We start from the raw sequence: 25,279 nt of genomic DNA, 5'->3' as shown, positions 1-25,279 counted from the left end.
TGGTCACGTTTTCAGCCAGTCTTCATAGAAAACTCCAGGTCCGTTTGTGCGACGCATGACGGGTCTCCCCCATAAGATAGGATTTAATCCTACTCCATCCTGCGGAGATAATGACGACTGCGGCGACCAAATTTAGTTCACCACTACACGCTAGGCCGCTCGCTCCAGCAGTCGGGATTCAGGTCCCGATATGACCTATGTCATATCATTCCGCCGGTTTGAGGCTACACTGAAAGTTCGCCACACCCTCTCACCCTCTGATTCAGGAGTACATATGGCACGTCAAGACAAGACTGGCATTCCTTGGCTGGCACTAGGGCTACCCATAGCGCTCGGGCTCGCCTGGGTCACCCAGGGCAGCGGGGTGATCGAGGACGACCCGGAGCGCAACATCTCAATCCCCGATGAGCTGACCATGCCGTTGCAGGTTCAAGCCGCGTACAACGACGAGCGGATCTTCTTCCGCTATCGCTGGCCCGCCGAACAGGCCCATGTCTACCACGACATGCTGCGCTACGAGGACGGCGAGTGGATCCGCCACGGCAGTTCCATGCCAGGCCCCAACCCTGACGGCACCTATGAGGACCGGGTCGCCATGCTGGTGGACGATGGCGGTGTGCCTGATTTCGGTCGCTATGGCGGCTATATCACGGTGGGTGACCAAATGCGCTTCTTCAGCGACTCGGCGAGCCCGGCGGAAGTCTCGGCGCACCCCCACCTCGGACAGCAGCTGGGGCAAAGCGACGTCCGCAAGTACCTGCCAGACACCCGCACCGACCGGGGCGACTGGCGCAGCGTCGCGGATGCCGACGTGCTCGCCGCCCAGCGCGAGGCCGGCTACTTCCTCGACCTCTGGCACTGGCGAGCCGGGCGCTCCAACCCCATCGGGGTCTCCGACGATCAGTGGGTCGGCGAGTATCGCAACAGTGACGCCGGCTCTGGCCCCTACACCACCAACTGGGATAGCGAAAGCGATCGTCCGCGCTGGATGCTAGACCCCGAGAAAACGGGCCAGCGAGCCCTGCGCTGGGAGGATGTGGTATCCGGCGAGGTCGACTTCGACGGATTCTACTACCTCTCCGAGGACAACCGGACCGACTTCGATCCTGACCACGACTGGCAGGAAGGCGACGTGATCCCTCGCCGCCTGCTGCGCCAGCCCGAGGGCTCTCGGGGCAGCATCGCCGTCCAAGGCCAGGCGCGCTGGGAGGACGGCTACTGGGACGTGACGCTAGTGCGCGACCTGGATACAGGCAGCCCGCTGGATGACAAGATCCTCGCCGACCAGGGAGTCTACGACATCGGCTTTGCCGTACATCGCAACGCCACCGGCAGCCGCTGGCATTATGTCTCCCTACCCTACACCCTGGGGCTCGGGCGGCAGGCGGACCTCCAGGCCACCGCCTTCACCGGCAGCGCCCCCGACTGGGATGATGAGTGGTTCGACATGACCCTGTTCTATCCCGGTCAGGTGGACTGGCCGCTACTGGTCAGCCGCGCCCATGCCGGCGCACCGGACATCGCCGAGGGTACCCCGGTTCGCGCCCGGCACAGCGAACGTCAGCTGGCGATCTACGGCGTAGAGATGGAGTTTAACGACGCCATCATCCGCCAGTGGATCCTGACCCTGATCGCCGGACTGATCGCCATGTTCGGCGTGGTGGTCGCGTTGCTCCCAGCCTTCCGCAACACCTCCAACAACCGCAAAGGAGAACCATCATGAGCGGCTTGCACCATATGCTTGTTCACTTTCCCCTGGGCTTCTGGGCACTCGCCACTCTGATGATCCTGATCGGCGCCCTGCTGCCCGGCCGGATGGCCGAACTCAGCCGCGCCGCCCTGTTGCCGGTGCTGGTACTGAGCCTGCTGGCCGCTCTGGTTGCCATCACCAGCGGCTTACTGGTCTGGCCGATCGAGGCCAGCACCTCCAGCCCCCTGGCCCGCAACCACATTCTCACGGCGCTCTGGTCGCTGGGGGTCTTCAGCATGTTGACCGTGCTCGTCTGGCGAGCCGGCAGCACAGCATTCGACGGTGCCCGACGCTGGGTACTGCTCCTGCTGGCGTTGATCGGCATCTCAATCTTTGCCACGACCGGCACCATAGGTGGCCACTTGGTGGGGGCAACGACCCAGTTCTCCGAACTGCTGAAACTGTTCGGCTGGGACGTCTACCACACCTTCTTCGTGCCGACCTGGGTAATCGCCGTGATGGTGCTCATCGGAATCGTCTGTGCCGTTTTGGGCCTCAAGGGGCGACGGGCAGCCCTCTGATCCAACTCGAAGCACTCGAAGCGTGAACAGGCGCTTGTAGCGATAAGGGGACGGATTTGAAATCCGTCCCCGGGAGTGCCGCAGCTAGTTCGCTAAACTATCCAGCGCCTGCTCCAGATCCGCAATCAAATCCCCCGTATCCTCAAGCCCCACTGACAATCGCAGTAAGCCATCGCTGATTCCCCTTTGTGCCCGGTCTTCGGGTGTCAGGCGGCAGTGGCTGGTGGCGATTGGCTGGCAGAGGGGGTGAACGTCAGCGGAAAACTCGTTTAAAAGTTGGAGCAGGGAGTCAGCAGCCATAAAGGAGCCGCGCTTAAACAATCGTCTGCGTGTTCTGCGGAATCCCGCCGTTGAGTCCTAGTTTAAGAACCCTGCGTTTGATCTCCGCTACTCTGGCTCCTAACCAGATGCTGGCTTTGTTTGAAGCTTCTTTATCATCGGGCTCTTTTGAAACCAATCCTTTCAAAAATAAGTGATATTTCAGCCGAGCTTTTCTCAAATAAAACCAATTCTCAAAATAGATTAGAGAAAGGGTCAAGTGAATCGCAATGAAAAAACCGAGGCCGACAACGAACCAAGATGGGATGGTGTACACTACTCTCCTCCGATCTTTCTTTTAAGTTGATTGCGGATATCTTGAAGAAGATAGAAGATCGTGAGAAGAATCATTCCGAGGAGTAATGCTTTTTATTGGCACATATCCTGCCAATATTCGTGCTCAGCCCTTCAAGGAGAAATCAGTTGGCGCTCTTGAGTTTCGTGATCGACCGGTCGGACCAAATCTGGTTCGCCTCGTGGCAACATTTATCACTCGTGGTGCAATCCCTGACGTTAGCAGTCGCACTGTCATTGATTCTCGCCTTCCTCGTCTATGACAGCCAGAAACTGAGCGCGGTGGCAAACGGGCTGTCTGCGGTGGGGCTAACCATTCCCTCTTTTGCGTTGATCGGCCTTCTTATTGCCCCGCTCGGGTTTGGCGTGACACCGTCAATGGTGGTTGTCACCTTTTTTGCCGTACTGCCAATTTTGCGCAATGCGATTGTCGGGCTCAACGGTGTCGACAAAGACATTGTCGAATCGGCGCGTGGCATTGGCATTAGCCGTACACGCACGATGCTGACCATCGAACTTCCGCTGGCGTGGCCAATCATTCTCACCGGTGTCAGAATATCGGCTCAGATGACGATGGGTATTGCTGCCGTGGCCGCATACGTTCTGGGCCCCGGGCTTGGGAGTTTTATCTTCTCCGGGCTGTCACGGCTGGGTGGGGCAAATTCACTCGAGGCCGTTGTGGTCGGTGTGGTCGGCGTTATCTTATTGGCTTTCATTTTGGATCTTTTTCTTGTCGGCATCGGCCGCCTGACTATCTCGCGAGGTATTCGTGTCAGCAACTAACACTACACAGAGCAACGATCAGGCCTCACGTACCATCCTGCTCGACAAGGTAACCAAGCACTACCCGGGGCAATTGAAACCCGCCGTTGACGGCCTTACGCTGGAAATACCCGCCGGCAAGATCGTGATGCTGGTTGGTCCCTCCGGGTGTGGCAAAACAACGACACTAAAGATGATCAATCGGCTTATTGAGCCAACGTCAGGTCGCATTATGCTGGGGGACGAAGACGTCACTGATCTGGACGGCGACAAACTCAGACGTCGAATGGGTTACGTGATCCAGGCCGGCGGCCTGTTTCCGCATATGACAGTGGCCGCGAACATCGCGATTGTCCCTAAGATGCTGGGCTGGTCGAAAGACGCGATTTCCAAGCGGATCGATGAACTGCTGGATCTGGTGTCGCTCGCCCCTGCGCTCTACCGCGATCGTTACCCGAAAGAGCTGTCCGGCGGCCAGCAGCAGCGAGTTGGCGTTGCCCGCGCGCTGGCAGCAGACCCCCCGGTGCTGCTAATGGATGAGCCGTTCGGAGCCGTCGACCCGATCACACGACAGCGCTTGCAGGACGAGCTAATCCGGATTCAGGAAGAGGTGCAGAAGACGATCGTTTTTGTCACCCACGACTTCGATGAAGCAGTAAAATTGGGTGACTGGATTGTGATCTTTGGCGAAGACGGGCAGATCGTACAATATGACAGCCCGGAACGAATTCTGGCACAGCCGGCGAATGATTTTGTTGCAGACTTCATAGGCGCGGGTGCAGGGCTCAAGCAGTTGACGCTGGCCCGGGTGCGAGACGTGCAGCTTGACGACGCCGTTACTGCTTCGCCCGGTGAAAAAGGTACCGAGGTGCTGGCGCGCATGCAGCAGACCAATCACGATTATGTCGTCGTTATTGATGGCCGGGACCGCCCTATAAGCTGGCTGTCGCGGCGCCAACTGTCGCGTATCGACACCATCGGGCAATCGGAAAACCCCGATCTACCGCTGGTGGCAGAGGGGTCTACGCTGAACGATGCACTCGACGCCATGCTGGCCTCCAGGCTTGGCGCCGCATTGGTTACCAACCGCAGCAAAGCTCTGGTTGGGGTGATCACGTTCGATATTGTCATGAAGTCCATAAACCAACTACGCGCTGACGTGCAAACAGCCGATGACGAGTCACCCGCTGGCACCAATACCGACTCCCCGGAAGTCGCAGAGGTGCCAAATGAATGATGCTCCACGCAACAAGGTGGCAGCCAGCGACGCGAGCGGCACAACCGGGCGCAGCCTGGTTATTCAACTCGTTGCAATCCTGCTGGCTCTGGCCGCTTTTGCAATCTGGCTGGCGACGGCGAATCTGTCTTCAACGGAACGGGCCACTCTTAATCCTTCCGCTTTACTGGCCTATACAGGCGAGCACCTGGCGCTGACGTTTGTTTCGACCATTATTGTTCTGACGATCACTATCCCACTGGGAATTCTGCTGACGCGGCGACCGTTCGTGCGCGCCAGCGGCACCATTTTGGCCATCGCCAATTTTGGCCAGGCGGCGCCGATCATCGGATTGGTGGTGCTGCTTGCGTTTTGGCTCGGATTCACATTCTGGACGGCTGTGGTCGCCCTAGTTGCCTACGCCGCACTGCCCGTGCTGAGGAACACGATGATCGGCATTCAGAGCGTGGATGCCCAGCTGGTTGAAGCGGGCCGGGGCATGGGCATGAGTGCGACTTCGGTGTTGCTGCGCGTTGAATTGCCACTCGCAGTGCCGGTGATGCTGTCCGGTATCCGCACCGCCCTTGTGTTGGTGGTGGGCTCGGCAACACTTGCGACATTTATTGGCGCTGGGGGCCTGGGGCTTCTGATTACCACCGGTGTGAACCTGTTCCTACCCAGCGTACTGGTGTCAGGTGCCCTGCTCGTCGCACTACTTGCCCTGTTCATCGACTGGTTTGGTCGAGTGTTTGAACACTATGCCCGCCCAAAAGGACTTTAGATTATGATCACCGACCGCCGAACTCATGCAATGTGGCGTGGCACATTAACCGGTGCCGGGCTCGCGGCAGCGCTGTCGCTTGCCGGATGTGGCCTGGAGCCGGCAGGCTCCTTCGTGCCCGCTGCCGCACCCGGTTCAATACAGGCCATTGAGGGCCTGCCCGCCAGCGCAGCTATTACCATTACTTCCAAGAACTACACCGAAGCGCTAATCCTCGGCAAAATGGCTGTACTTGCAGCAAAAGTGGCCGGCTTTCAGGTTACCGATATGTCGAATGTACCGGGCAGTGTGGCTGTGCGCGAGCTGATGCTCAACGGCGATGTCGATTTTGTCTGGGATTATACCGGAACAGCCTGGCTGGCCTATCTCGGCAACGAAGCAGGCATACCCGGTGAGCGCCCGCAGTACGAGGCGGTTCGCGATGCCGACCTGAAAAATGGCATAACCTGGCTGGAGCCCGCAGAACTTAACAACACCTACGCATTTGCCGTAAAAGCCAGCGCGGTGCCTGAACTTAATGGCATCACCAAACTATCAGAAATCAAAGACCTTCCTTTGAGCGAGCGTTCGTTCTGCGTGGAGTCAGAATTTAATTCGCGGCAGGATGGTTTCAAACCTATGCTGGAAGAATACAACCTGACGCTGGGTAGCGCAGACGGCGTGAACCGGTCCAATGTCAAAATTCTTGACACCGGCACCATCTACGCGGCTACCGCTCGCGGTGCGTGTAACTTTGGTGAGGTGTACTCCACAGACGGTCGTATCGTGGCGCTTGATCTGGTGGTTCTGGAGGATGACAGAGCTTTCTTCCCCGCTTACAACGTGGCCCCGGTGGTGCGCAGCGAAACCCTAAAAAAATACCCGCAACTGCAACAAATCTTTGCCCAGATTTCCTCGAAGCTGACAAATTCGCAGCAGCAGACACTCAACTCCCGAGTTGATGTTGATGGCGAGGAGCCTGCCTTTGTGGCCTTCGACTGGATGAAGGCAGAAGGCCTGATCACTGCGCCTGTGAAGTAAATTCGACGTACATTTAATACCTTGAGCATCACATTTCTTCCTGAATCTGGCCAAAGGCCAGCATCGCGAACAAACCTGTACCGCCGAGAATGTTGCCGATCAATACCGGGGAAATATGGTAGATCAAGGCGGTAAAGATATTCATGACGCCATTGAGCACCAGAGTGAAAATTTCGTTTGACCCGGCAATCACATGGGTAAAACCACCCGCCGCGAGAGCGCGCCCGATGCGCGAATAGAGGCGCAGGATCCTTAGCGTACGATTTTTTCCGTTTCGTGAGTTGACCCCTCTCAGCGTCAGGAAATGCCCGAGGCTGGTCTGTTGCCGGCCTCGGGGACAAGAATGGACAGGCACAACATAGCCTGGACCGATGATGAAGAGATCACTTCTTCTGGTTCTGGTGGCGGCACGCTCTTTGGTTGTAGCGCCGGTGCATCGGGTTCGCCATTTGATCCGGTTCTGCCCGGTATGGTCCCGATGGCTCTGGGTGGTCTTTGGGCGCGCAAGCGTCTCAGCAAAGCCTGAACCATTTGCCATTAAAAGGCGCAAATAAAAAGCGGGGCTGATTTTCAGCCCCGCTTTTTTTGTTACCTGGAAAATTTACTCCGGGTTACTGGTTACCACCGCTCTGGCCACCGGGCCCCTTGATCTTATACTCCTGGTTTTTGCCGTTACCCCCGGAGCCCATGCCCTGGCCTTTGCCCATGCCTTGACCGGGACCTTGTCCCATTCCATTCTTCAGTCCAACGCCGTTCTCGCGGTGTTCCTGAAACTCCGTTTGGGTCATCAGCTCCCGGCCAAATACTTCTTCATTTTCCTGAGCTGCTAGCGGCCAACTCGCCATGGTAACGAGAATAGCGACCCAATGATTGTCACATAAGGTGGTCCGGGGTTTTATAGTCCGCGTACGGATCATCGTCACTCATATCGTCTGTTCTGCGATCGTGGAGTACAACCACCGCCTGCTCATGGCATCGGTATTTGCTAGTATGAACGTCTCTATCGGCTAATCTGGATCAGTTCAGAGATGAATGCTCAATGATCATCATCGATGAGTGCCATCGGGTTAGTGGTGATGAAAGCAGTCAGTATCAAACAATTATCGAGCTGCTGCGACCGGCACGACACTTCGGTTCTGCGGAGGCAACAACTTATTCAAAACGGCCGCTTTACGTTCTTCGGAATAACGTGGCATGAATGCTCCCATGCCGCCCCAGCTAGTGAAATTCAGGCGAAATCGCCAACTCGACATGTCTAGGGGGTGTTGACAATTGCTCGTAAGCCTTTGAAAGATAAGAGCAGGCTCGTATAATGAAGTTCCGAAACAACAATTATACGAGCCCGCAATGCCCAGATACATGTTCACAGAGGAGCTGTGGTCCAAGCTGAGAGAAATATTGCTTCAATTCAGCCTCTATGACAAGGCAGGCCTGCGCAGGACAGTCGAAGGTATTCTGTTCAGAATGCGTACTGGCATACCATGGAGAGATCTGCCAGAGCATTTCGGCAAGTGGAATTCCATCTACAAGGCGTTCAATCACTGGTCAAAAAAAGGCATCTGGAAAAAGCTCTTTAGTGGGCTGACAACCGACTCGGACCTGGAGTGGGTCTTCATTGATGGCCGCTATGTATGATAGCCGATAAAGGATACGACAGTCAGACGATACGCGCTGAGGCAGAAGCCCTCGAAATGAGCGTTATTATCCCCAGAAGGAAAAACTCGATAAAGGGAAACAAGGGGCTCGACTGGCATTTGTATAAGCTCAGACGTCTGTCTGAGTGACAAGTTTGCGTGTGTTGTTCGTCGTCATGGCAGCCATACTAGACCGGTCGTCTAGAATCCGTCAAACTCTCGGTATCCGAAATAACCGTAACTCTTTAACCCTAACTCTGCCTGCAAGGAGATATCCTGTGATTAAATCCCGTGCCGCCGTGGCCTTTGCTGCCAATCAGCCGTTGGAAATTGTAGAAGTGGATGTCGCACCGCCCCAGGAAGGCGAAGTTCTGGTTCGTATTGTGGCCACCGGTGTGTGCCATACCGATGCCTACACTCTGTCTGGTGCCGACCCCGAAGGCCTGTTTCCCACTATCCTGGGTCATGAGGGCGGCGGTATTGTGGAAGCCCTTGGTGAAGGCGTGACCGGTCTCGAAGTCGGCGATCACGTGATTCCGCTTTATACCGCTGAGTGTGGCAAGTGCAAATTCTGCACCTCTGGCAAGACCAACCTGTGCGGCGCCGTTCGCGCCACCCAGGGTAAGGGCGTGATGCCGGATGGCACATCCCGGTTCTCGTATAAAGGCGAGCCGCTGTATCACTACATGGGCTGCTCTACCTTCTCTGAATACACGGTACTGCCAGAAGTGTCTTTGGCCAAAATTCCCAAAGAAGCGCCTCTGGATAAAGTGTGCCTGCTGGGTTGTGGCGTAACCACTGGCATTGGCGCGGTGCTAAACACCGCTAAAGTTGAAGAAGGCGAAACCGTTGCAATTTTCGGCTTGGGTGGCATTGGCCTGGCGGCGATTATTGGCGCCAAAATGGCAAAGGCTGGTCGTATTATTGCGATAGACATCAACCCGGGTAAATTTGATATTGCCAAGCAACTTGGCGCCACCGATGTGGTCAACCCGAAAGACCACGACAAGCCGATTCAGGAAGTTATTGTTGAAATGACCGACGGCGGCGTGGACTACTCGTTCGAGTGTGTTGGCAACGTTCAGCTTATGCGCTCAGCGCTGGAATGCTGTCACAAGGGCTGGGGTGAATCGATCATCATCGGCGTGGCCGGTGCCGGCGAAGAAATCAGCACCCGCCCGTTTCAGCTGGTTACCGGTCGAGTCTGGAAAGGCTCGGCGTTTGGTGGCGTAAAAGGCCGCACTGAGCTGCCGGGTTATGTGGAAAAAGCGGAGAAGGGCGAGATTCCGCTGGATGTGTTCATCACCCACGAAATGCCGCTGGAAGACATCAACAAAGCGTTTGAGTTGATGCATGAAGGCAAGAGCATCAGGACTGTTATTCACTTCTGAGGCCTGCGTTCAATACTTACGGACCGTTTTCGAATTAACGGTCCGTAAGTTTGATTTCGATGCGTCGGTTTTTCTGCAAGGCCTCTGGCGTCATGCCATCAGCAACCGGGAAGAACTCGCCAAAGCCGGCGGCAGCCATGCGGTTTTGTGGCACATTTTGGCCCGAGAGGTAGCGCACGACCGCCACCGCGCGGGCGGTTGAAAGCTCCCAGTTAGAGGGAAACTGCTGGGTGTTGATGGGAATAAGGTCGGTATGTCCGTCAATGCGCAGAATCCAATCAAGATCTGCGGGAATCGTTTCCACCACATCAAGCAGCACCCCGGCCAGCTTATCCAGCTCGCGCTGACCTTCAGTGCCGAGCTGGGCCGAGCCAGACGCGAACAACAGTTCCGAAGGCAGTAAAAAGCGATCACCGACAATTCGGATGTTTTCATTGGCCGCCAGAATGTTCCTTAGCCGCGAGAAAAATTCGGATTGATACTGCTCCAACTGGTTGACCCGTTTAGCCAGTAGGGTATTCAACCGCTTACTGACATTATCCAGTTCACCTTCCTTCTCCGCCGTCATTTCTTTTTGCAGGTTTAGGGCTGTGGCTATCTGCCGCAGCTGTTCCTGAAGCGATGCAATCCGGTTTGACAGCCGCAAGATCATGGTTTGCTGGCTGGCGGACATATCGTCCTTGTCATCCAGCTTCTGGTTCATGTTCGCCAGCCTTTCAGCCCTGGCTTCGGCATCGGCGGTTTGTTGCATTAACTGATTACGGGAGGCGTCCAAGCGTTGCTGCAGGTCTTCGCTCTGAGCCAGGCTATCGCTGAAGTTGCTCTGAACAGTGAGCATTTGCTGCTCGAGCGCTCCGGTTTTGCTCTGCTCCAGCCCCAACAGCTCAGATATTTCGTTTAGTCGTTGGTTCAGGCTGGCCAACTCCGAATTGCGATCCGACAGCGTTTGAGAAAGGTAAAGCTGGCTCACCACATAAACCAGCAACATGAAAATCACCAGCATCAGCAGGGCTGATAGTGCGTCTACGTAGCCAGGCCAGACATTGATGCTGCTGCGGTTTCGGCGTCTGGATCCGCTCATGGTTGGGGGGTATCGCTGTTAAACGGATCCACCAAGGTGGTTACGCCCGTAAGCCACTCTTCCAGCCCGTCATAAAACCGGTTCTGAGCATGGCCGGCTTGGATATCCAAAAAGCCCAGTATGAGAGAGCCGCCAAGACCAAACAGTGACGAACTGAATGCGGTGCCCATGCCCTGCAAGGGCGTTAGCAGCCCGGCTTGAAGATCCGCAAACACCTTGCCGAAATCACCCTGGCCCATATCTAGGTTGGTGATCACGGCGCCAACCGCATTGATGGTGCCCAGCAAGCCCCAGAAGGTGCCCAGTAGACCAAGAAAAACCAGCAAACTGATGAAGTAACGAGTGATTTCGCGCTGTTCATCCATTCGTGAATGGATGCCATCCAGGACGGTACGCAGTGACAAATTAGATAGCTTAAACCGATCACGCTTGGACTCTTCGCCCAGCTGCCGGGCCAGGGGTTTTAACAGGCGGGGTTCCTGTACCACGGAAAGACCAGAGTGGCCGGTGCGAAACTGTGCAATCCAACGCATCTCGGGAAACAGCACGAAGACCTGGCGATAGGCAAGGCCGATACCGACGATCAGCACGCCAACAATCATTAGATTGAAAACCCAGTTGGCCATAAAGGCCGATATCAATGGCTTGTGGATCAAAATGCCAACGATTGTGACAACCGCGAGAAAAAAGGTCATCCAGAAAAGGGTATGTTTTGGGTTACTCATGAAGAAAGCCAGCCTTTTGAGATGTTCTTCAAAACGTTAGCACACACTGGCGGATCTTGATGCTTAATCGGCGGGATATCATAGGAATTAGGATCCCCCGGCTAGGCAAATTGCCAGACCGGGGTTGGGTATGGCGAATATCAGTCTTGCTGAAGTGTCTGAACCACTGCCTTGGCAGCACCCTCAGATGAAGCCGGGTTCTGGCCGGTTATCAGCTTGCCGTCCACAACAATATGCGGAGCCCAGTCATCACCCTTGGAGTAGGTGGCGGCGTTTTCCTTCAGCATGTCTTCGAGTAGGAAAGGCACGACCGTTGTGAGGCCAGCCGCTTCTTCTTCACTGTTGCTGAAGCCCGTGACTTCGCGGCCGCCAACTAGGTTCTGTCCCGGCTTGATCTCCACGTTTTTGAACACAGCCGGCGCGTGGCATACAGCACCAATGACTTTGTCTTGCTCATATGCAGCTTTGATCAGGTCGACCGATTTTTTGTCGTTCACCAAATCCCATAGTGGGCCATGACCGCCCGCGTAGAAGATTGCATCAAACCCGCTCATGTCCACATCATTCAGCTTTTTCGTGCTGGCGAGGGCTTCTTTTGCGTGGGCGTCCGCCTGAAAGCGGTGGGTGGTTTCGGTTAGGGCTTCGTCGGCCTCACTGTTCGGGTCGATCGGTGGCTTGCCGCCCTTTGGCGATGCGATGGTGATGTCTGCGCCGGCATCGCGGAATACGTAATAGGGCGCGGTGAATTCTTCCAACCAGAAGCCCGTTTTTTGGCCAGTGTCGCCCATCTGATCGTGGGAAGTGAGAACCATGAGGATCTTCATAGTGTCTATCCTTTTCGTTGAGAAGTAGAAGTGAACTGTTTTCAAGACCTGTTACTGTTACTTGTGCTGTTAGGCTATTAAATCAACCATCGTGTAAAGTGTCTTTTTCGCTTATACGAAAATCTGGTGTTAAAGTACACGGATCAGTACGCTCAGTTATCCTCAGTGGTAAACCGGGCACCGCTTCAGCGTGTGCCTTAATATATAGAGATATAACTCCACGCCCGCAAACAGGATGACCGCTCACTTGCAAGCGCCTAAAGACCAGGTGTTTGAATATCGTCACTGGCCGGACTTGAAGGGCAAGCACGGAAGTACGCTGATCAATAACAGTTTCGGGCAGGGTTTTGACCTTTATGCTGAAAATAATCTTCAGATTGTTAGCGTCAGAACCATAGAGCAATCTTTTGAAATGGCCCTCGCCGGACGTGTTGATTACGTTCTGTATGAGCAGCTACAGGGGCAGGTAAAGCTTCAGCACCTGGGGCTGGCGGATAAGTTTGTTGCCCTGGCTGTGCCCATCAGCAACGAAGGGCTTTTTTTCACTTTTTCCAAGAACTCCCCATGCAACACCTACGAATTCCGTGAGCGCATTGCAGACCGCTTGTATACACTGATCAATTCAGGCCGTTTGGATGAGCTTGTTCGTGAATATACGGCCCGCTACATGTCTCTGCCGCCTTAGTGCCGTAGAGATAATTTCCCCACCCGTTAGAGAGTTTTATCAGTATGGCAATCTGGACGGTTAAACCGGATCTTGAGTACATGGCGAAAGCCAGTGCTAACACGGCAGTCAGCCACATGGGCATTGAGTACACCGAAATTGGTGATGATTACGTGACAGGCCGCATACCGGTTGATAAGCGCACGGTTCAGCCTTTTGGCGTACTCCATGGCGGCTCATCAGTGGTGTTGGCCGAGACGTTAGGCAGCATGGCCGCCAATTGCTGCCTTAAAGATCCCAATACCGTTGCAGTAGGGCTGGAAATCAATGCTAACCATATCCGCCCTGTCACCAAAGGCTGGGTATACGGAACCGCCAGGCCTATTCATATTGGTAGCGCGACCCAGGTATGGGAGATCCGCATGGAAAATGAAGAGGGCAAGACCACCTGCATTTCCCGTTTGACCATGGCGGTTACGCGGCGGGCTTAACGGTTCTCCGGGCCGCGAAAAGTATGCCTGCCCTAGCTGCGTTTAATCGAAGGATGGCAGCTCGGGTTTGGCTGTGGGTTTGCCTGCTTCCTGCCAGGCATCGAACCCACCTTCAATGGATTGCACGTGCAGGTAACCCATTTCTTGCAGGGCCCTTGTGCTCAGCGCTGCGCGGCCTGAAGTTTTGCAATAAACCACGATTCTCATATCCCGGTTTGCCAGCGCCGGGTCGTTGCTGAATTTGAACTCAAGCAGGCCCCGGGAAACATTTGTGGCCTGGGGGATGTGGCTCTGCCGGTATTCGTCGCCATCACGAACATCTAGCAGTAAGTCTGCGGCCTGAATGGCGCTGTCGGCTTCCGCCAAAGAAATTTCCTGAATGTGCTGCTTGGCTTCGGCAACAAAATCCTGTGCTGTTTTCATAACCTGCTCTCCGTTGTGTGTAAGTGTTCCGTGGGCGTCTCGTGAGTGCCTCTCCAGATTAAGACATATTGCCCAAGGTCGTCACCCACAGAGTGTGTTAAATTCAGCACTATCGTGTAATAAGGAAGCTATTTATATGGCCGAGCAGGAAACCAGTAAAGGCGTTGCATACGGCCTGTCAGCTTACATTATGTGGGGCTGTTTCCCGCTTTACTTCGCTTTGTTCGAGGGCGTGCCTGCCTTGGAAGTGGTGATTCACCGAGTGCTCTGGTCCTGCGTTTTTCTGGCGGTTATTGTTACCTTTTTGAAGCGCTGGCCGCCGGTGAGGGCCGCGTTGGCTCGTCCTAAAAAACTCGGTTTTGTTCTCGGCTGCGCGGTGCTTATTGCGGTGAACTGGGGCGTGTATATATACGCCGTGGAAAGCCGTCAGGTGCTGCAGGCCAGCCTGGGCTACTTTCTGACACCTCTGGTGAATGTTGGGCTGGGTATGCTGGTGCTTAAAGAAAGCATCACCCGGTTGCAGATTGTGGCTGTGGTATTGGCGGCTATCGCCATTCTCTATCAGCTCTTCCTTTTGGGGGTGGTGCCCTGGATCACGCTGGTACTGGCATTCAGCTTCGGAACCTATGGGTTACTTCGTAAGCAAGTGGCGCTGGATGGGCTTTCCGGCCTGTTTGTGGAAACGCTGCTCTTGTTGCCGGTGGGTATTCTGGCCCTGACGGCTCTGAGCTACGCCGGGGCTTCTCACTTTGGGACTGATACCGCAACCACGCTATTGCTGCTTTCTAGCGGGATTGTAACGGCCATTCCTCTGTTGGCTTTTGCCGGTGCTGCGCGCAGATTGCGCTTGTCCACTGTCGGTTTTCTTATGTACATCAACCCCACCATTCAGTTTTTTATTGCTCTGATGGTGTTTAGCGAACCCTTGAGTACCGAAAAGCTGACAAGCTTTGTGATGATTTGGGTGGCTTTGGGGCTCTATTCCTGGTCGGCCTGGGTCGAACGCGCCAAGCCGGTGTCATCCTAGCGTTCACTACACAGATTCCAGATACTGCTCCAGCTCGGTAGCCAGCCACCCCACCACGGCGCCACCTTGTGCCTGTTCAGATTCTAAAGCACTGAACACCTTCCACCATTTGGCGCTGCGGTGGTGAATAACCTTGAGTGTGCGTTGGGTTAGTGCGTCGGCTATCAGAGGCAGAGGAAGATCCGCCCAGCCGGCACCATCAATTACCGCATCCCGAATTAGCTCATATTGGGTAAACGCCAGATAATTGGCCGTTTCGGGAGATTCGGCTTCCAGCCGGTCGTTTTGCATAGACGCCAGCGTGACCTCTGTGTAGCTGATGAGATCGTCCTGAGTAACCCGGTTCAGTTGGCTCAGTGGGTGGTCTGGCGCGGCGACTGTTAGCATGCGCACATCCGCAAGCTCGCGAAACCAGTGGTAGCCCTCGCTCAGTAACTCGGGCATCAGGCCATAGGCGACGTCGACGGATTGGCTCTTAACCAGCCGTGGCAGCTCTCGGGGTGTTGCCAGCCACACAGACAGGCTGGTTTGTGGGAAGCGAATTTTGAGCCGTCGTAGAATATCGCGCCACATGGGTTCCGGAACCGAGTCGTCCCGGGCTATCCGCAAAACCGATTCGGCCCCGCTGAAATGATGCTGGCAACGGGCAAAAATCTGCCCTGCTACCTGATCAAATCGCCGGCAGTCTGTGACGATGGTCGTGCGACTTCGGTTGAGCTCCCGCGCCGCCGCCGCAATGGTGCCATTGCGTACTACTGCGAGAAACACTTTAATTTGTGACGTTTTCATCAGATCGCTCCTTGAGCGCCGGGTTTTCCGTCGGCCACTGACTCACGCTGTATGACGTGTGCCGATAATATGCCGGTAATTCATGGGAGATCAAAATGTTTAAGTCTATAGCGCGGGAAAATATGGCGCTGAGTTTGTCTGCGGTAGCAGCTGGCCTGTTTGCTCTAGCCGCTCTGCTTGAGGGCGGGCGGGCTGTAAGTGCAGACAAGGCGCTAATATTTGCCGCCGTGAGTGTGGTGGGCTGTCTTGCTGTGTGGTTGTACCTGAAATGGGCCGAGCGCGAAGAGTCTTCGGGCCTAGTTGTTGCGGAACAACAGCAATGGTTTATGGATACGGTACTCAGTGCCGCGGTATTGATCGGGTTTGGCGCTGCTTGGTGGTTGGAGCAAAGCGCTTGGGCGGCTTGGTCGGTTTATGCAGACCCTATGATGATGATTGCCATCTCTGTCTACTTCATCCTCGTACCGGTAAAGATGACCGTGGGCGCCGTGCGGGAGCTAATGTTGGCCACGCCTTCAGCAGAGTTTGTCGAAGAAATTCACGAAGCGTTGAACTCTGTGGGTATTGTTCCAGAGCAGGTAAAAATGGCCAAGGTTGGCCCGAATTTGATGATGGAAATTAGTCTTCCAGCCAACTGGCCCGGGCGTGTTGAACGCTTGAAATGGAATCTGCTCAGGCATCTGGAGGGGCTTCCTGTGCGGCCCGCGATTTTCATACGCAGCCTAGTCAGTTAACTTAGGCGGTATGAAGCAGCCGATCATTGGATATCACAAAGATGAAGAAGACCACTGGGTCGCCAGACTGGCCTGTGGTCACAATCAGCATGTGCGTCATACCCCGCCTTGGGTTAATCGGCCCTGGGTAACCACCGAGGAGGGGCGGCGCGCCATGCTGGGTTTTGAGCTTGATTGCCGCAAGTGTGATGATGGGGCTGCCCCAGATTTCTGACTGGGTAATAATTTCGTCGTATTCAAGATACCCGGGCTTTGGCCGATAGTATATTGAAACAACGCCTTCCCAAGGATCTGCAGTCATGAATTTTCTGAACAACCTGCGCATACGAACCCGCTTACTTTTGGCTGTGCTGATTCCGGTACTCGTTACAGCGGCCACGGTCGCTTGGATTTCTGTTAGTCAGATCCAGACCAACGGGCTGGCAGAGCTAGAGCGTCTCGAGTCAAGCCTTTTGGAGGCCCGGAAAGCTGGGTTGAAGAACCTGATTGATGCTGCAGAAGCGGTCGTGGTGGAAGCAAAAAATAACCCCGAATTTTCTGAAGACGAGGCGAAAGCCGCTGCAGCATCGCGCCTGCGTGCTATTCGCTTTGAAAAGACGAACTACGTGTTTGCATATAGACGTGACGTATACAACCTTGCCTACGCTCCGGATCCTTCCAAAGAAGGGCCAAGCAATAATGCCACGCTCAAGCGGCTGGTAACGAATCTGTTCGATGCTGCGGAATCTAGTGGGTATTACGGCTACGATTGGATGAACCCCGCATCTGGCAACGAGGAACCTAAGCTTTCATACTCTACCATTATCTCCGGGTGGGACTGGATGGTCGGTGCCGGCGTGTACATTGCAGATATTGACAAGAAGGTTGCGGCGGCCCGTGTTGAGATCGAGGAAAATATCGTTTCGACTCTTGGCTTTATTTCGCTGGTCACCGTTATTGTGGTGTTTGTCTCGTTGTTGATCGGTGTGTTGGTTGGCCGCACGGTAACTCGTCCACTGAAGACCGTTAGCGATTTGATGCAGGAAATCGCTGATGGCGAGGGTGATTTGCGCCAGCGCTTGCCGGAAGCGGGCTCCGATGAGCTTTCCGAGCTGGGCCGTCGTTTCAACGCCTTCGTTATAAAAATCCAGTCGACCATTCGGGAAGTAGGCGCAACGACGGATCAGGTGGCGTCTGCTGCGGAAGAGCTGAGCCGTGTCGCCAATGAAACCCGCGCATCGGTGCAGGAACAGGGCTCGGAAACTGACCAGATTGCCTCTGCGATTAATGAGATGGCAGCGACCATCCAGCAAATTTCCGGTAACGCCAGCGAGGTTGAAGGTGCTGCATCGGATGCTGATCGCATGGCGCGAGAGGGTGGTGAAACCATTGCCAGTGCTCAGGGCGCGGTAAATAAGTTGTCCGAGGAAATTCAGGAAAGCGCTTCCAGTATTCATGCTTTGGCTGAAAAATCAGATGACATTCAGAAGGTTCTGGATGTTATTCAGGCAGTGACCGAGCAGACCAACCTTCTCGCACTGAATGCGGCGATAGAGGCCGCCCGGGCAGGCGATCATGGCCGCGGTTTCTCTGTAGTTGCGGATGAAGTGCGTCAGCTCGCTAAGCGCAGCGCGGAGTCCGCAGAGCAGATTCGGGAAATGATTGATGGCTTCGTGAACGAATCACGTTCAGCAGTTGAGCGCATGAACCGTTCCCGGGATCGTTCTTCAGAGACAGTTGAGCGCATTAACCACGCGACGGGTGCCCTAGCGACAATCGAGAAATCAATCGGGCAAATTCACGACCAGGTTACCCAGATAGCCACTGCGGCAGAGCAGCAAAGCCAAGTGGCTGAAGAAGTAAACCAGAACGTGGTGCGCATTGTCGATGCGGCCCAGCGTAGTGATACGGGTGTTACCCAAACTAACGAAGCCAGCCAAGAACTGGCCCGGCTCAGTGAGAGTCTGCGGGACTTGGTGAGTCAGTTTAAGGTTTGAGGATCAAAAAGGCGAGCTGATGAGAGCGGCGCAATGAAGAAGCTCCTTACGCCAGGAACTTTTTCACAGGCTTTCTTGGCGTGAGAGTTGATGAAGGGCTAATATTGCAGTCGTTCGAACGACAAAAACGCAACAAAACAATACGATAAATGGTGCCAACGATGATGACTCGTCTGTTCAGAATGGCAGCGGTGACGCTGTTGTTCTCTGTTAGTTCGCTCAGCGTAGCGGCAGAAAACTATACGCTTCGGCTTGCGCAAACTTGGGGTCCTAATTCGCCTATTCTTGGTGAGACCACCGAGAATATGGCCGAGATGGCAGAAGAAATGTCTGCCGGACGCCTGAAAATCCGTATCGACAGTGCGAATAAGCACAAGGCGCCGTTTGGCATTTTTGATATGGTGCGCAATGGTCAGTACGACATGGGCCATACCGCTTCTTATTATTATAAGGGCGCCATTCCGAATGCGATGTACTTTACCACGATCCCTTTTGGCCTGATTGCTCCAGAAATGTATGCCTGGTTCTATTATGACGATGGCATGGAGCTGATGCAGAAGGTCTACGAGCCGTACGGCCTGCTTTCATTCCCGGGTGGTAATACCGGTAACCAGATGGGCGGTTGGTTCAACAAAGAAATCAACACCGTAGCAGACCTGAAGGGTCTGAAAATGCGCACCCCGGGGTTTGCGGGTGAAGTTATGTCTGAACTCGGCGTTGCAGTAACTAACCTGCCTCCCGGAGAGCTATACACAGCGCTTGAGCGCGGTACGATCGACGCGGTTGAATGGGTGGGGCCGGCTCTTGATTTCCCCATGGGCTTTCACCAGATCGCGAAGTACTACTATTCGGGCTGGCAGGAGCCAGGCGCGGAAGTTCAGTTCCTGATCAACGACAAATCTTGGAACAAATTGCCAAAGGATTTGCAGGCAATTCTGCGAGTAGCCATGCGCACAGCCGCCTATGACATGTACATTCAGACCACTCACGAAAGCGGTGTAGCATGGGATCGGATGAAGGAAGATTATCCCGAAGTCACTCACAAGACCTTCCCGCCGGAAGTTATCGAAGCGATGCGCGAGGCAACCAACAAGTTGCTGGCAGAGGCCGCTGACAAAGACGAGCTGGCGAAAGAGATTATTGATTCTCAGCTTGGTTACCTGAAGCAGGTTCGTCAGTGGACCAACATTTCAGATAAAGCTTACCTAAACAGTATTGCTGGCGAATAAAACCTCTCGGTGGCCCCGGCTGTTTCTGCAGCCGGGGCGCCTTCATGATAGAACATCCCCTGCAAATCTATTGCTTGGTTAAAGCCAAGTACTTCGCGGAACCTGAAGGGCGAAAGTTGTAGCCTAAATAGGCTGCGCTACTCTTTAACACAGATGGCACGCCATAGGGTTTCCTTTCAATCCGCCTGGGCTTGCTGGCGTTTTCTTTGGCAGTTGTCCTTGTTTCGTTTCGGCACTATGCGTTCACTCAACACGCGTTACAGACGTTGACGGTGACCCTAGAGCAACAGGTGGCCGAACGTACAAGAAAAACAACGCACGTCGGATAACTTACTATACTCAAGTTGCCAGAATGATTTCTGGCTGTTGGTATAAGACGACTTCCTTGCCTTGAGTGGAAGCTTTTGCCATTGTTACACAAGTGTAGATTTTGTGAGTGCAAGACTCACAAGAAAATCGCCGACAGAAGGCGGTTTAGAAAAGCCCAAAATACAAACTAAAAGTGGCCAACCTTCAATGGGCGGGGTGCAAGAGGCCAATGGAGATACGGAAATGGAGAGAGAGCTACCGCAATGCGGGTCGGGTATTTTTTGCCCTGAGCAACAATATCTCAGCCGAGCAGGAGCGTGCCGACGTTCTGTATTAACAACAATTATCCCGGTTTCATGAAGGAGTATTTATGAAGTTCTATAAAACATTGTGTCTTGCAACAGCAGTGGGCCTTGCCTCAGCAGCGACTGCTGTGAGCGCAGAAACATGGCGCTTCGGCCTTGAGGAGATCGAGGGTAGTGTTCAGGCCAAGTACGCTGAAGCGTTCAAAGAAGCCATTGAGAAAAAGAGCGACGGAGACGTGACCGTGCAGCTCCTTCCCTATGGTAAGTGGGGCTCCTCTTATTCAGTGCTCTATGATGCCGTACAGAATGGTTCTCTTCAGATAGGTTTTGGTTCGGGAGCCTTGGGTGGCACTGTGCCCGAAAGCCAGTTGCTCAGCCTGAACTTCGTTATGCCGTCAGACCAGCTTGAGGCCGTTAAGGTTCTCAACTCCCCGGAGTTCCTGGAAAGCGAGCCATGGCAGAAGTCGTTCCGCCAGCGTGGGCTTGTACCACTGGCGGAGCTGGCGGAAGGCTATCAGGTATGGACCACGAATAAGTCCATCGAGTCGCCTGAGGATATGAAGAATTTGAGCATCCGGGTAATGGACAACAGTCTGTTACGCTCAACGTATCAGGCGTACGGTGCATCTCCGATCACTATCGCTTACGGCGAGCTCTACAGCGCACTGCAGCAGGGTCAGGCCGATGGCAATATCCAGCCGGTGTTTGCGCACGAGGAAATGGGCTTCTACGAAGTTCAGGACTACATGATCTTTGCCAAGCAAGCGCAGTTCGTGGCCACGATGATGGGCAACCTCGACTGGTACGAAGGGCTTTCTGACGAACAGCGTAAGATGATCAAGGATGTGACCGGTGAGCTGGTAGAGACGGGTCATGAGATCCAGAGCGAGTTTAACGAAACACGTCTGGATACCATCAAGTCCAAGAGTGACATCAAGATCATTGAGCTGACAGAAGAGCAGCGTGAGAAGTTCCGTGAAATGGTGAAGCCAGTTCGTCAGACATTTATTGACGAGGTAGGCGAGAACGCCAAGAAGTCTCTGGATATTCTATTGAAGGCATACGGTGACACCGCGTCTTAGTCCAGAGCGTGAAGTGCTGGCTTCTATAAACGATTGAAGCCTTGAATGAAAAAACCCGGCCTGAAAGTAGGCCGGGTTTTTTTGTGGCATCAACTCTAAGTGCAGCGCTAATCACCACCGAGCGACGGCAGGAACAACGAGATCTCCGGGAACAGTATGAGCACGACGGTGGCTAGCAGCAGAATGAAAATAAACGGCGGCGTGCCACGGATTACTTCGATATAAGGCCGGCGGAAGACGGCGATTGCAGTGAAGATGTCGCAGCCAAAGGGTGGCGTTGCCGAACCAATGGCGGCCTGCAACGTTACGATAACCCCCACGTGTATCGGGTCCAGCCCTGTGGACTGCACCAGAGGCTTGAAGATAGGCACAAGAATCAGGATAACCACGATAGGGTCGACAAACATGCAGCCAACAAAGAACGCTGCAGCAATCAGAATCAGAGCAAGAGTCTGGCTGTCGCCTACGCTCTCAATGACTGGCCCGAGAAGCTGTTCAGGTATACCCGCCGTGCCAAGGGCCTGAGAAAATGCTGCCCCGATAGACACCAAAATGAAAACCACCGCGGTAATCATGCCCGTAGACAAGGCCAAGCCCGGGAGCTCGCGAATGGAAACCTTACGATAGATAACGACTTCCAGCAGCAATGCATAAGCGACAGCAACCGCAGAGGCCTCGACGGCGCTGAAATATCCGCCGTAGATACCGCCAACAACAATCACTGGGAAGCCCATCGGCAGGATAGCTTTACGCAGAGCGAGCCATCGCTCGCCCCAAGATGCGCGGGGGTCAGCCTCGATTCCCTTGATGCGGGCACCGACATAACAGTAGAGCGAGAACATAAGGAGAATAAGGAGGCCCGGCAAAATCCCGGCAAGGAATAGGTCGCCGATAGAGGCCTTCATCACCACGCCGTAGATGATAAACCCGATGCTTGGTGGTATTAACAATGCGATATCACTGGCGTTGATTATCAAGGCCAGTGCAAAGCTGTCTGAATAGCCTTTGGCAAGTAGCCGCGGGCGCATTGGTCCACCCATCGCCACAACCGTCGCCTGGGTTGAGCCCGACACTGCCCCAAACAATGCGCAAGAGGCTGCAGTTGTTATTGGCAGGCCACCGCGTATATGCCTGGTGAAGGAATCAACTACATCAAGAAGCCGGTTGGCGGTATGACCTTTGGTAAGAATGTCGGCAGCAAAAATAAACATAGGGACAGCAGCCAGCACCCAGCTACCGACACCTGAAACCATCCAGCTGATGGCCTGGTCCGGACCGAAAAACGTCATGCCCGTAAACATCATGAACAACGTACCAACAGCTAGGGGTACCATCATTGGAAACCCCATCAACAGCAGCACTACCATGGTTATTATTAGTAGAGTCAGCATTGTTTTCCCCCGAAATCAGCCTATTGTGCGCTTAAAATAAATGCCTGCGAGTAGCAATGAGACCGTCAGGGGCCCATAGGGTCGTCGGACACATGGCTCTCACCACTATCATCCAGTGGTAGCTCGTTAAACTCTTCCTTCTCGGTAAACGAGCGATAAATACCTTCGCTGAAAAGATTTCGGAGTGTCACCAGAACATACTGGATTCCGGCGAGTGTGAAGCCAATGGGCAGCGCCAAGTTGACTGTCCACAGGGGTATATTCAGAGATGAGCTGACACGGCCGCGTCCATACAAGGCTATGTCGTACTGGGCTGACTTATACGCAAAATAGAACATCAAAACGGCAGTGACAATGCTGAGGATAATCATTAGAACCTTGCGGGGACGTTCACTCAGCATGTCGTAAATCGCGGACATGCGAATGTGTCGCGCACAGCGTGCTGCATAGCCGACGCCCACGAAGGTGATCACGATAATGAGCATTTCAGTGACCTCGTAGGTGCCCGGAATCCCTCTATTAAAAAGGAGGCCCCCTACCACGTGTGCACTCATTAGCAGTGCCATCAGCAGAACGCTGGTGGAGATGATTGTCTTTTCGATCCAGCCGAGGCCCTTGTCTATGGAGTTGAGTGCCGAAAGGAAAGCATTGTGTTGGAGTGGATTGTTTTTCTGATTGGCTTGATCCGTTTCGTCCATGTCTCGTCCCGTTTTGTTAGACGGCCATTAGCGCTGCCATTAAGACCGGGCCGCGCCGCTAAGGAAACCGTACCTAGGGTTTAAACAAGTAGCCCCGTGGTTCGGCTTGTACGTATTATGAGAGTACAGGCATCGAGCAACCTTCGCCAACTTGCATTTTATCAGGTTCGTTAGTGCTGATTCTGTACGTTTTTCAGATCCTTTTTGAATTGCCGAAGCAGCTCCTTGCCGCTATCCCCCGTCATTTTAATGAATTCCTCTTCAACGTTGGGTGCTCGAGCTTTAAACGCTCCAATTTGAGTGTCATTCAAACGGGTAACCGTCACCTTGTCACTGATCTTTTTGATCCTTTCAAGGGCTTGGCCCGCAAGGCCTGTAATGTGAACAGCGACCTTCTCGAAGGCGTAGTCTGCTGCCTCTTGGATCAGTGTCTTATCACCGCCGGGTAATCCGTCGTAAAAGCTCTTGTTGGCTATTGCGGCCGTGGTGAACCAACCGTGGCTTGTGTAGACCAGGTTTGGAGAAACCTCATAGAGCTTTTCGGATTCAATCCAGAAAATTGGATTTTCTTGACCGTTGATCATGCTGGTTTGCAGGGCTCCGTATACCTCACCGGTAGGCAGTGGCACGGGGATAGCGCCGAAGGCTGAGTAGGTTGCCGATAGTAAAGGATTAGTCATAACCCGCATTTTTTTATTTTCCAGGCCTTCTGGCGATGTGAAGGCTTCGTCAACTGTGATGACCATTTCGCCTTCCGGGTACATGTTCAGAAGCTTCAGGCCGTTATCAGCGTACAGCTTTGGGAAGTCTTCGTTGATGGCCGTACTGTTGCGGAAGAACTCGAGAACCATGTTGAGGTCCGTGGGCATGAGGTATGGAATGAAAAAGATCTGAGCTTCCGGAATCTGCGCGCCGGTAAAGCCAGGCGACTGGTTAACAAAGTTCAGAATACCGGCCTTGGTCTGTTCCATGATGTCATCAGATTCCCCAAGTTCGCCAAAGCGATATATCTGAAGGGTGTGATCAGAGTTTTTTTCGATGTATTCCTTGAACCTCTGGGCGTATACATCCTGCACATCGCCTTTGTTCTCCTCGTGTGCGTAGCGCCATGTCGCGGCATTTGCGAGATTGGTTGCCGTGACTATCCCGAGTATAAAAACGGAAATCACCGACCGCCTGATGATTTTTTTTATTGTGTTCATTGTCTATATTCCTTCGCACCATCATTAGTGTATAGCTGATTTATACGCAAAAGCTGGCAAAACTTGCCGGTTTTAGCAAGAAAAAGATCTTTTTTAACTGACTCTGGTTATTTATCGATACCTGTTCTGGAAAGGAAGGCTCTGAATTCCTCTACCACTGTGTCGAGGCTATTCTCAAGTCGGTGGCCATCGGGCAACATCAGCGCCGAAAGCGCCTGCTGACGAGCAAGCTCCATCACTGGCATCACGGGCACAACGTCGTCATCCCAGCCGTGGATAATCTGTACGTGCTGAGCCTGAATGCGAGGGCTGGATTCAGGGTAATCGGGCAGCGCGAGTGCCGGTGCCAGTAGGAAGCACCCCAAAACCGGTGTTTGTGCGCTGATCTGAGCACACACCCAGCCGCCCATGCTAGAACCGGCAAGGATGATATTTTCCGGGGCCGCGCCGCTGGCCGCAATCGCATCATTCATTTGTGCAAGACGAACCGTGGGGTCTTTGCTGCTCCGGTGGTCAACCGCATATGTCTGAACGTTATCGAACGTCTCTGCCACGGCTTTCAGGGCTTGGATTTTGGTGCTGCCAGGGCCGCTCTCGAGGCCATGGGAGAGAAAAATATGTGTCGTTTCCGTTTTCATCGTG

29 protein-coding genes and 2 pseudogenes are annotated in these 25,279 nt (G+C 54.0%); 18 read left to right on the top strand and 13 right to left on the bottom strand.

Annotated features, from left to right (window positions below):
- Positions 1-274 precede the first annotated feature (274 nt).
- Together CPH80_RS13765 and CPH80_RS13760 are read left to right on the top strand one after the other, a co-directional pair.
- The gene (locus CPH80_RS13765) at positions 275-1,723 is read left to right on the top strand and encodes an ethylbenzene dehydrogenase-related protein (protein ID WP_096278647.1); all 1,449 of its coding nucleotides are present in this window, start codon (positions 275-277) and stop codon (positions 1,721-1,723) included.
- Entirely contained in the window at positions 1,720-2,271 is a 552-nt protein-coding gene (locus tag CPH80_RS13760; RefSeq protein WP_096278645.1) for a heme ABC transporter permease, read from the top strand. Before CPH80_RS13765 ends, CPH80_RS13760 begins: the two co-directional genes overlap by 4 nt.
- An 84-nt stretch (positions 2,272-2,355) precedes the next feature.
- Here CPH80_RS13760 and CPH80_RS13755 read toward each other — a convergent pair whose 3' ends face one another.
- Both CPH80_RS13755 and CPH80_RS13750 read right to left on the bottom strand, forming a co-directional pair.
- Entirely contained in the window at positions 2,356-2,571 is a 216-nt protein-coding gene (locus CPH80_RS13755; protein ID WP_413772237.1) for a PLP-dependent transferase, read from the bottom strand.
- Between the two features lie 13 nt (positions 2,572-2,584).
- Entirely contained in the window at positions 2,585-2,866 is a 282-nt protein-coding gene (locus CPH80_RS13750) for a hypothetical protein (protein WP_096278643.1), read from the bottom strand.
- 95 nt (positions 2,867-2,961) lie between these two features.
- On the opposite strand from CPH80_RS13750, the gene CPH80_RS13745 reads away from it, so the two are divergent.
- From CPH80_RS13745 to CPH80_RS23360, 5 genes are all read left to right on the top strand, one after another.
- Complete coding sequence (locus CPH80_RS13745; protein ID WP_227520161.1) at positions 2,962-3,666, top strand: ABC transporter permease; 705 nt, start codon at positions 2,962-2,964, stop codon at positions 3,664-3,666.
- Positions 3,653-4,882 (top strand): ATP-binding cassette domain-containing protein, encoded by a 1,230-nt coding sequence (locus CPH80_RS13740; RefSeq protein ID WP_096278639.1) that lies wholly within the window; start codon positions 3,653-3,655, stop codon positions 4,880-4,882. The genes CPH80_RS13745 and CPH80_RS13740 overlap by 14 nt, the downstream gene beginning before the upstream one ends.
- Positions 4,875-5,642 (top strand): ABC transporter permease, encoded by a 768-nt coding sequence (locus CPH80_RS13735; protein WP_096278637.1) that lies wholly within the window; start codon positions 4,875-4,877, stop codon positions 5,640-5,642. The genes CPH80_RS13740 and CPH80_RS13735 overlap by 8 nt, the downstream gene beginning before the upstream one ends.
- Before the next feature lie 3 nt (positions 5,643-5,645).
- The gene (locus CPH80_RS13730) at positions 5,646-6,662 is read left to right on the top strand and encodes a glycine betaine ABC transporter substrate-binding protein (protein ID WP_197703552.1); all 1,017 of its coding nucleotides are present in this window, start codon (positions 5,646-5,648) and stop codon (positions 6,660-6,662) included.
- A 304-nt stretch (positions 6,663-6,966) separates the two neighbouring features.
- A complete protein-coding gene (locus tag CPH80_RS23360; protein WP_096278635.1) occupies positions 6,967-7,188 on the top strand; it encodes a JDVT-CTERM domain-containing protein in 222 nt (73 codons plus the stop codon).
- 85 nt (positions 7,189-7,273) lie between these two features.
- Here CPH80_RS23360 and CPH80_RS13720 read toward each other — a convergent pair whose 3' ends face one another.
- Positions 7,274-7,507, bottom strand: coding sequence for a hypothetical protein (locus CPH80_RS13720; protein ID WP_101469615.1), 234 nt, complete (start codon positions 7,505-7,507; stop codon positions 7,274-7,276).
- A gap of 28 nt (positions 7,508-7,535) precedes the next feature.
- Positions 7,536-7,622, bottom strand: coding sequence for a hypothetical protein (locus CPH80_RS21680; protein WP_134038300.1), 87 nt, complete (start codon positions 7,620-7,622; stop codon positions 7,536-7,538).
- Positions 7,623-7,659: 37 nt separating this feature from the next.
- Here CPH80_RS21680 and CPH80_RS23355 point away from each other — a divergent pair.
- The 3 genes and pseudogenes from CPH80_RS23355 to CPH80_RS13710 form a co-directional block, all read left to right on the top strand.
- Positions 7,660-7,860, top strand: a pseudogene (locus CPH80_RS23355) (DEAD/DEAH box helicase family protein); the annotation flags it as partial.
- 161 nt (positions 7,861-8,021) lie between these two features.
- Positions 8,022-8,443: pseudogene (locus tag CPH80_RS13715) on the top strand (transposase); the annotation flags it as partial.
- A 131-nt stretch (positions 8,444-8,574) separates the two neighbouring features.
- Positions 8,575-9,687 carry an S-(hydroxymethyl)glutathione dehydrogenase/class III alcohol dehydrogenase gene (locus tag CPH80_RS13710; RefSeq protein WP_096278631.1) on the top strand — a complete coding sequence of 371 codons (1,113 nt, stop codon included), beginning with the start codon at positions 8,575-8,577 and terminating at the stop codon, positions 9,685-9,687.
- A 34-nt stretch (positions 9,688-9,721) separates the two neighbouring features.
- Here the strand turns inward: CPH80_RS13710 and CPH80_RS13705 are convergent, their stop codons facing one another.
- The 3 genes from CPH80_RS13705 to CPH80_RS13695 form a co-directional block, all read right to left on the bottom strand.
- Positions 9,722-10,768: a peptidoglycan -binding protein gene (locus CPH80_RS13705; RefSeq protein ID WP_096278629.1), complete on the bottom strand. Its 1,047-nt coding sequence runs from the start codon at positions 10,766-10,768 to the stop codon at positions 9,722-9,724.
- Positions 10,765-11,493 carry a MotA/TolQ/ExbB proton channel family protein gene (locus CPH80_RS13700; RefSeq protein ID WP_096278627.1) on the bottom strand — a complete coding sequence of 243 codons (729 nt, stop codon included), beginning with the start codon at positions 11,491-11,493 and terminating at the stop codon, positions 10,765-10,767. The genes CPH80_RS13705 and CPH80_RS13700 overlap by 4 nt, the downstream gene beginning before the upstream one ends.
- Positions 11,494-11,633: 140 nt before the next feature.
- Entirely contained in the window at positions 11,634-12,317 is a 684-nt protein-coding gene (locus CPH80_RS13695) for a type 1 glutamine amidotransferase domain-containing protein (protein WP_096278625.1), read from the bottom strand.
- 235 nt (positions 12,318-12,552) lie between these two features.
- Between CPH80_RS13695 and CPH80_RS13690 the strand changes: the two genes are divergently transcribed.
- Positions 12,553-13,002: a substrate-binding periplasmic protein gene (locus tag CPH80_RS13690; protein ID WP_096278623.1), complete on the top strand. Its 450-nt coding sequence runs from the start codon at positions 12,553-12,555 to the stop codon at positions 13,000-13,002.
- A 44-nt stretch (positions 13,003-13,046) separates the two neighbouring features.
- Positions 13,047-13,472 (top strand): hotdog fold thioesterase, encoded by a 426-nt coding sequence (locus CPH80_RS13685; protein WP_096278621.1) that lies wholly within the window; start codon positions 13,047-13,049, stop codon positions 13,470-13,472.
- Positions 13,473-13,514: 42 nt separating this feature from the next.
- On the opposite strand, the gene CPH80_RS13680 is transcribed toward CPH80_RS13685, so the two are convergent.
- Complete coding sequence (locus tag CPH80_RS13680) at positions 13,515-13,895, bottom strand: rhodanese-like domain-containing protein (RefSeq protein WP_096278619.1); 381 nt, start codon at positions 13,893-13,895, stop codon at positions 13,515-13,517.
- A gap of 136 nt (positions 13,896-14,031) precedes the next feature.
- Here CPH80_RS13680 and rarD point away from each other — a divergent pair, with 136 nt between their 5' ends.
- Positions 14,032-14,922 carry an EamA family transporter RarD gene (rarD, locus tag CPH80_RS13675; RefSeq protein ID WP_096278617.1) on the top strand — a complete coding sequence of 297 codons (891 nt, stop codon included), beginning with the start codon at positions 14,032-14,034 and terminating at the stop codon, positions 14,920-14,922.
- A gap of 6 nt (positions 14,923-14,928) precedes the next feature.
- On the opposite strand, the gene CPH80_RS13670 is transcribed toward rarD, so the two are convergent.
- On the bottom strand, positions 14,929-15,711 hold the full coding sequence (locus CPH80_RS13670; RefSeq protein ID WP_096278615.1) for a LysR family transcriptional regulator: 783 nt from the start codon (positions 15,709-15,711) through the stop codon (positions 14,929-14,931).
- A gap of 95 nt (positions 15,712-15,806) precedes the next feature.
- Between CPH80_RS13670 and CPH80_RS13665 the strand changes: the two genes are divergently transcribed.
- The 5 genes from CPH80_RS13665 (at position 15,807) to dctP (CPH80_RS13645) (ending at position 21,346) form a co-directional block, all read left to right on the top strand.
- Complete coding sequence (locus CPH80_RS13665; protein WP_096278613.1) at positions 15,807-16,445, top strand: cation transporter; 639 nt, start codon at positions 15,807-15,809, stop codon at positions 16,443-16,445.
- Positions 16,446-16,455: 10 nt separating this feature from the next.
- Positions 16,456-16,659 carry a DUF3565 domain-containing protein gene (locus tag CPH80_RS13660; RefSeq protein WP_096278611.1) on the top strand — a complete coding sequence of 68 codons (204 nt, stop codon included), beginning with the start codon at positions 16,456-16,458 and terminating at the stop codon, positions 16,657-16,659.
- Positions 16,660-16,744: 85 nt separating this feature from the next.
- Positions 16,745-18,421 (top strand): methyl-accepting chemotaxis protein, encoded by a 1,677-nt coding sequence (locus tag CPH80_RS13655; RefSeq protein WP_096278610.1) that lies wholly within the window; start codon positions 16,745-16,747, stop codon positions 18,419-18,421.
- A gap of 182 nt (positions 18,422-18,603) precedes the next feature.
- Positions 18,604-19,650 carry a TRAP transporter substrate-binding protein gene (locus CPH80_RS13650; protein ID WP_413772270.1) on the top strand — a complete coding sequence of 349 codons (1,047 nt, stop codon included), beginning with the start codon at positions 18,604-18,606 and terminating at the stop codon, positions 19,648-19,650.
- A 679-nt stretch (positions 19,651-20,329) separates the two neighbouring features.
- Positions 20,330-21,346 carry a TRAP transporter substrate-binding protein DctP gene (dctP, locus tag CPH80_RS13645; protein ID WP_096278608.1) on the top strand — a complete coding sequence of 339 codons (1,017 nt, stop codon included), beginning with the start codon at positions 20,330-20,332 and terminating at the stop codon, positions 21,344-21,346.
- 107 nt (positions 21,347-21,453) lie between these two features.
- Here dctP (CPH80_RS13645) and CPH80_RS13640 read toward each other — a convergent pair whose 3' ends face one another.
- From CPH80_RS13640 to CPH80_RS13625, 4 genes are all read right to left on the bottom strand, one after another.
- Complete coding sequence (locus CPH80_RS13640) at positions 21,454-22,737, bottom strand: TRAP transporter large permease (protein ID WP_096278606.1); 1,284 nt, start codon at positions 22,735-22,737, stop codon at positions 21,454-21,456.
- A gap of 65 nt (positions 22,738-22,802) precedes the next feature.
- The gene (locus CPH80_RS13635) at positions 22,803-23,435 is read right to left on the bottom strand and encodes a TRAP transporter small permease (RefSeq protein WP_096278604.1); all 633 of its coding nucleotides are present in this window, start codon (positions 23,433-23,435) and stop codon (positions 22,803-22,805) included.
- A 170-nt stretch (positions 23,436-23,605) separates the two neighbouring features.
- Positions 23,606-24,637: a TRAP transporter substrate-binding protein DctP gene (gene dctP / locus CPH80_RS13630; RefSeq protein WP_096278602.1), complete on the bottom strand. Its 1,032-nt coding sequence runs from the start codon at positions 24,635-24,637 to the stop codon at positions 23,606-23,608.
- A gap of 107 nt (positions 24,638-24,744) precedes the next feature.
- Positions 24,745-25,275, bottom strand: coding sequence for a YqiA/YcfP family alpha/beta fold hydrolase (locus CPH80_RS13625; RefSeq protein WP_096278600.1), 531 nt, complete (start codon positions 25,273-25,275; stop codon positions 24,745-24,747).
- Positions 25,276-25,279: the final 4 nt, after the last annotated feature.

The organism is Marinobacter sp. LV10R510-11A, from assembly GCF_900215155.1.
GTDB lineage: Bacteria > Pseudomonadota > Gammaproteobacteria > Pseudomonadales > Oleiphilaceae > Marinobacter.
Note: the sequence above shows the minus strand (reverse complement) of the source record. Positions and strands in the feature narration are given on the sequence as shown.

Excerpts from the sequence above, each read along its gene's own strand:
- CPH80_RS13765 (WP_096278647.1), top strand. The coding sequence starts at position 275 with ATGGCACGTCAAGACAAGACTGGCATTCCTTGGCTGGCACTAGGGCTA.
- CPH80_RS13760 (WP_096278645.1), top strand. The coding sequence starts at position 1,720 with ATGAGCGGCTTGCACCATATGCTTGTTCACTTTCCCCTGGGCTTCTGG.
- CPH80_RS13755 (WP_413772237.1), bottom strand. The coding sequence starts at position 2,571 with ATGGCTGCTGACTCCCTGCTCCAACTTTTAAACGAGTTTTCCGCTGAC.
- CPH80_RS13735 (WP_096278637.1), top strand. The coding sequence starts at position 4,875 with ATGAATGATGCTCCACGCAACAAGGTGGCAGCCAGCGACGCGAGCGGC.
- CPH80_RS13730 (WP_197703552.1), top strand. The coding sequence starts at position 5,646 with ATGATCACCGACCGCCGAACTCATGCAATGTGGCGTGGCACATTAACC.
- CPH80_RS23360 (WP_096278635.1), top strand. The coding sequence starts at position 6,967 with ATGCCCGAGGCTGGTCTGTTGCCGGCCTCGGGGACAAGAATGGACAGG.
- CPH80_RS13720 (WP_101469615.1), bottom strand. The coding sequence starts at position 7,507 with ATGGCGAGTTGGCCGCTAGCAGCTCAGGAAAATGAAGAAGTATTTGGC.
- CPH80_RS13705 (WP_096278629.1), bottom strand. The coding sequence starts at position 10,768 with ATGAGCGGATCCAGACGCCGAAACCGCAGCAGCATCAATGTCTGGCCT.
- CPH80_RS13700 (WP_096278627.1), bottom strand. The coding sequence starts at position 11,493 with ATGAGTAACCCAAAACATACCCTTTTCTGGATGACCTTTTTTCTCGCG.
- CPH80_RS13695 (WP_096278625.1), bottom strand. The coding sequence starts at position 12,317 with ATGAAGATCCTCATGGTTCTCACTTCCCACGATCAGATGGGCGACACT.
- CPH80_RS13690 (WP_096278623.1), top strand. The coding sequence starts at position 12,553 with ATGACCGCTCACTTGCAAGCGCCTAAAGACCAGGTGTTTGAATATCGT.
- CPH80_RS13685 (WP_096278621.1), top strand. The coding sequence starts at position 13,047 with ATGGCAATCTGGACGGTTAAACCGGATCTTGAGTACATGGCGAAAGCC.
- CPH80_RS13680 (WP_096278619.1), bottom strand. The coding sequence starts at position 13,895 with ATGAAAACAGCACAGGATTTTGTTGCCGAAGCCAAGCAGCACATTCAG.
- rarD (WP_096278617.1), top strand. The coding sequence starts at position 14,032 with ATGGCCGAGCAGGAAACCAGTAAAGGCGTTGCATACGGCCTGTCAGCT.
- CPH80_RS13670 (WP_096278615.1), bottom strand. The coding sequence starts at position 15,711 with ATGAAAACGTCACAAATTAAAGTGTTTCTCGCAGTAGTACGCAATGGC.
- CPH80_RS13665 (WP_096278613.1), top strand. The coding sequence starts at position 15,807 with ATGTTTAAGTCTATAGCGCGGGAAAATATGGCGCTGAGTTTGTCTGCG.
- CPH80_RS13660 (WP_096278611.1), top strand. The coding sequence starts at position 16,456 with ATGAAGCAGCCGATCATTGGATATCACAAAGATGAAGAAGACCACTGG.
- CPH80_RS13655 (WP_096278610.1), top strand. The coding sequence starts at position 16,745 with ATGAATTTTCTGAACAACCTGCGCATACGAACCCGCTTACTTTTGGCT.
- CPH80_RS13650 (WP_413772270.1), top strand. The coding sequence starts at position 18,604 with ATGGCAGCGGTGACGCTGTTGTTCTCTGTTAGTTCGCTCAGCGTAGCG.
- dctP (WP_096278608.1), top strand. The coding sequence starts at position 20,330 with ATGAAGTTCTATAAAACATTGTGTCTTGCAACAGCAGTGGGCCTTGCC.
- CPH80_RS13640 (WP_096278606.1), bottom strand. The coding sequence starts at position 22,737 with ATGCTGACTCTACTAATAATAACCATGGTAGTGCTGCTGTTGATGGGG.
- CPH80_RS13635 (WP_096278604.1), bottom strand. The coding sequence starts at position 23,435 with ATGGACGAAACGGATCAAGCCAATCAGAAAAACAATCCACTCCAACAC.
- dctP (WP_096278602.1), bottom strand. The coding sequence starts at position 24,637 with ATGAACACAATAAAAAAAATCATCAGGCGGTCGGTGATTTCCGTTTTT.
- CPH80_RS13625 (WP_096278600.1), bottom strand. The coding sequence starts at position 25,275 with ATGAAAACGGAAACGACACATATTTTTCTCTCCCATGGCCTCGAGAGC.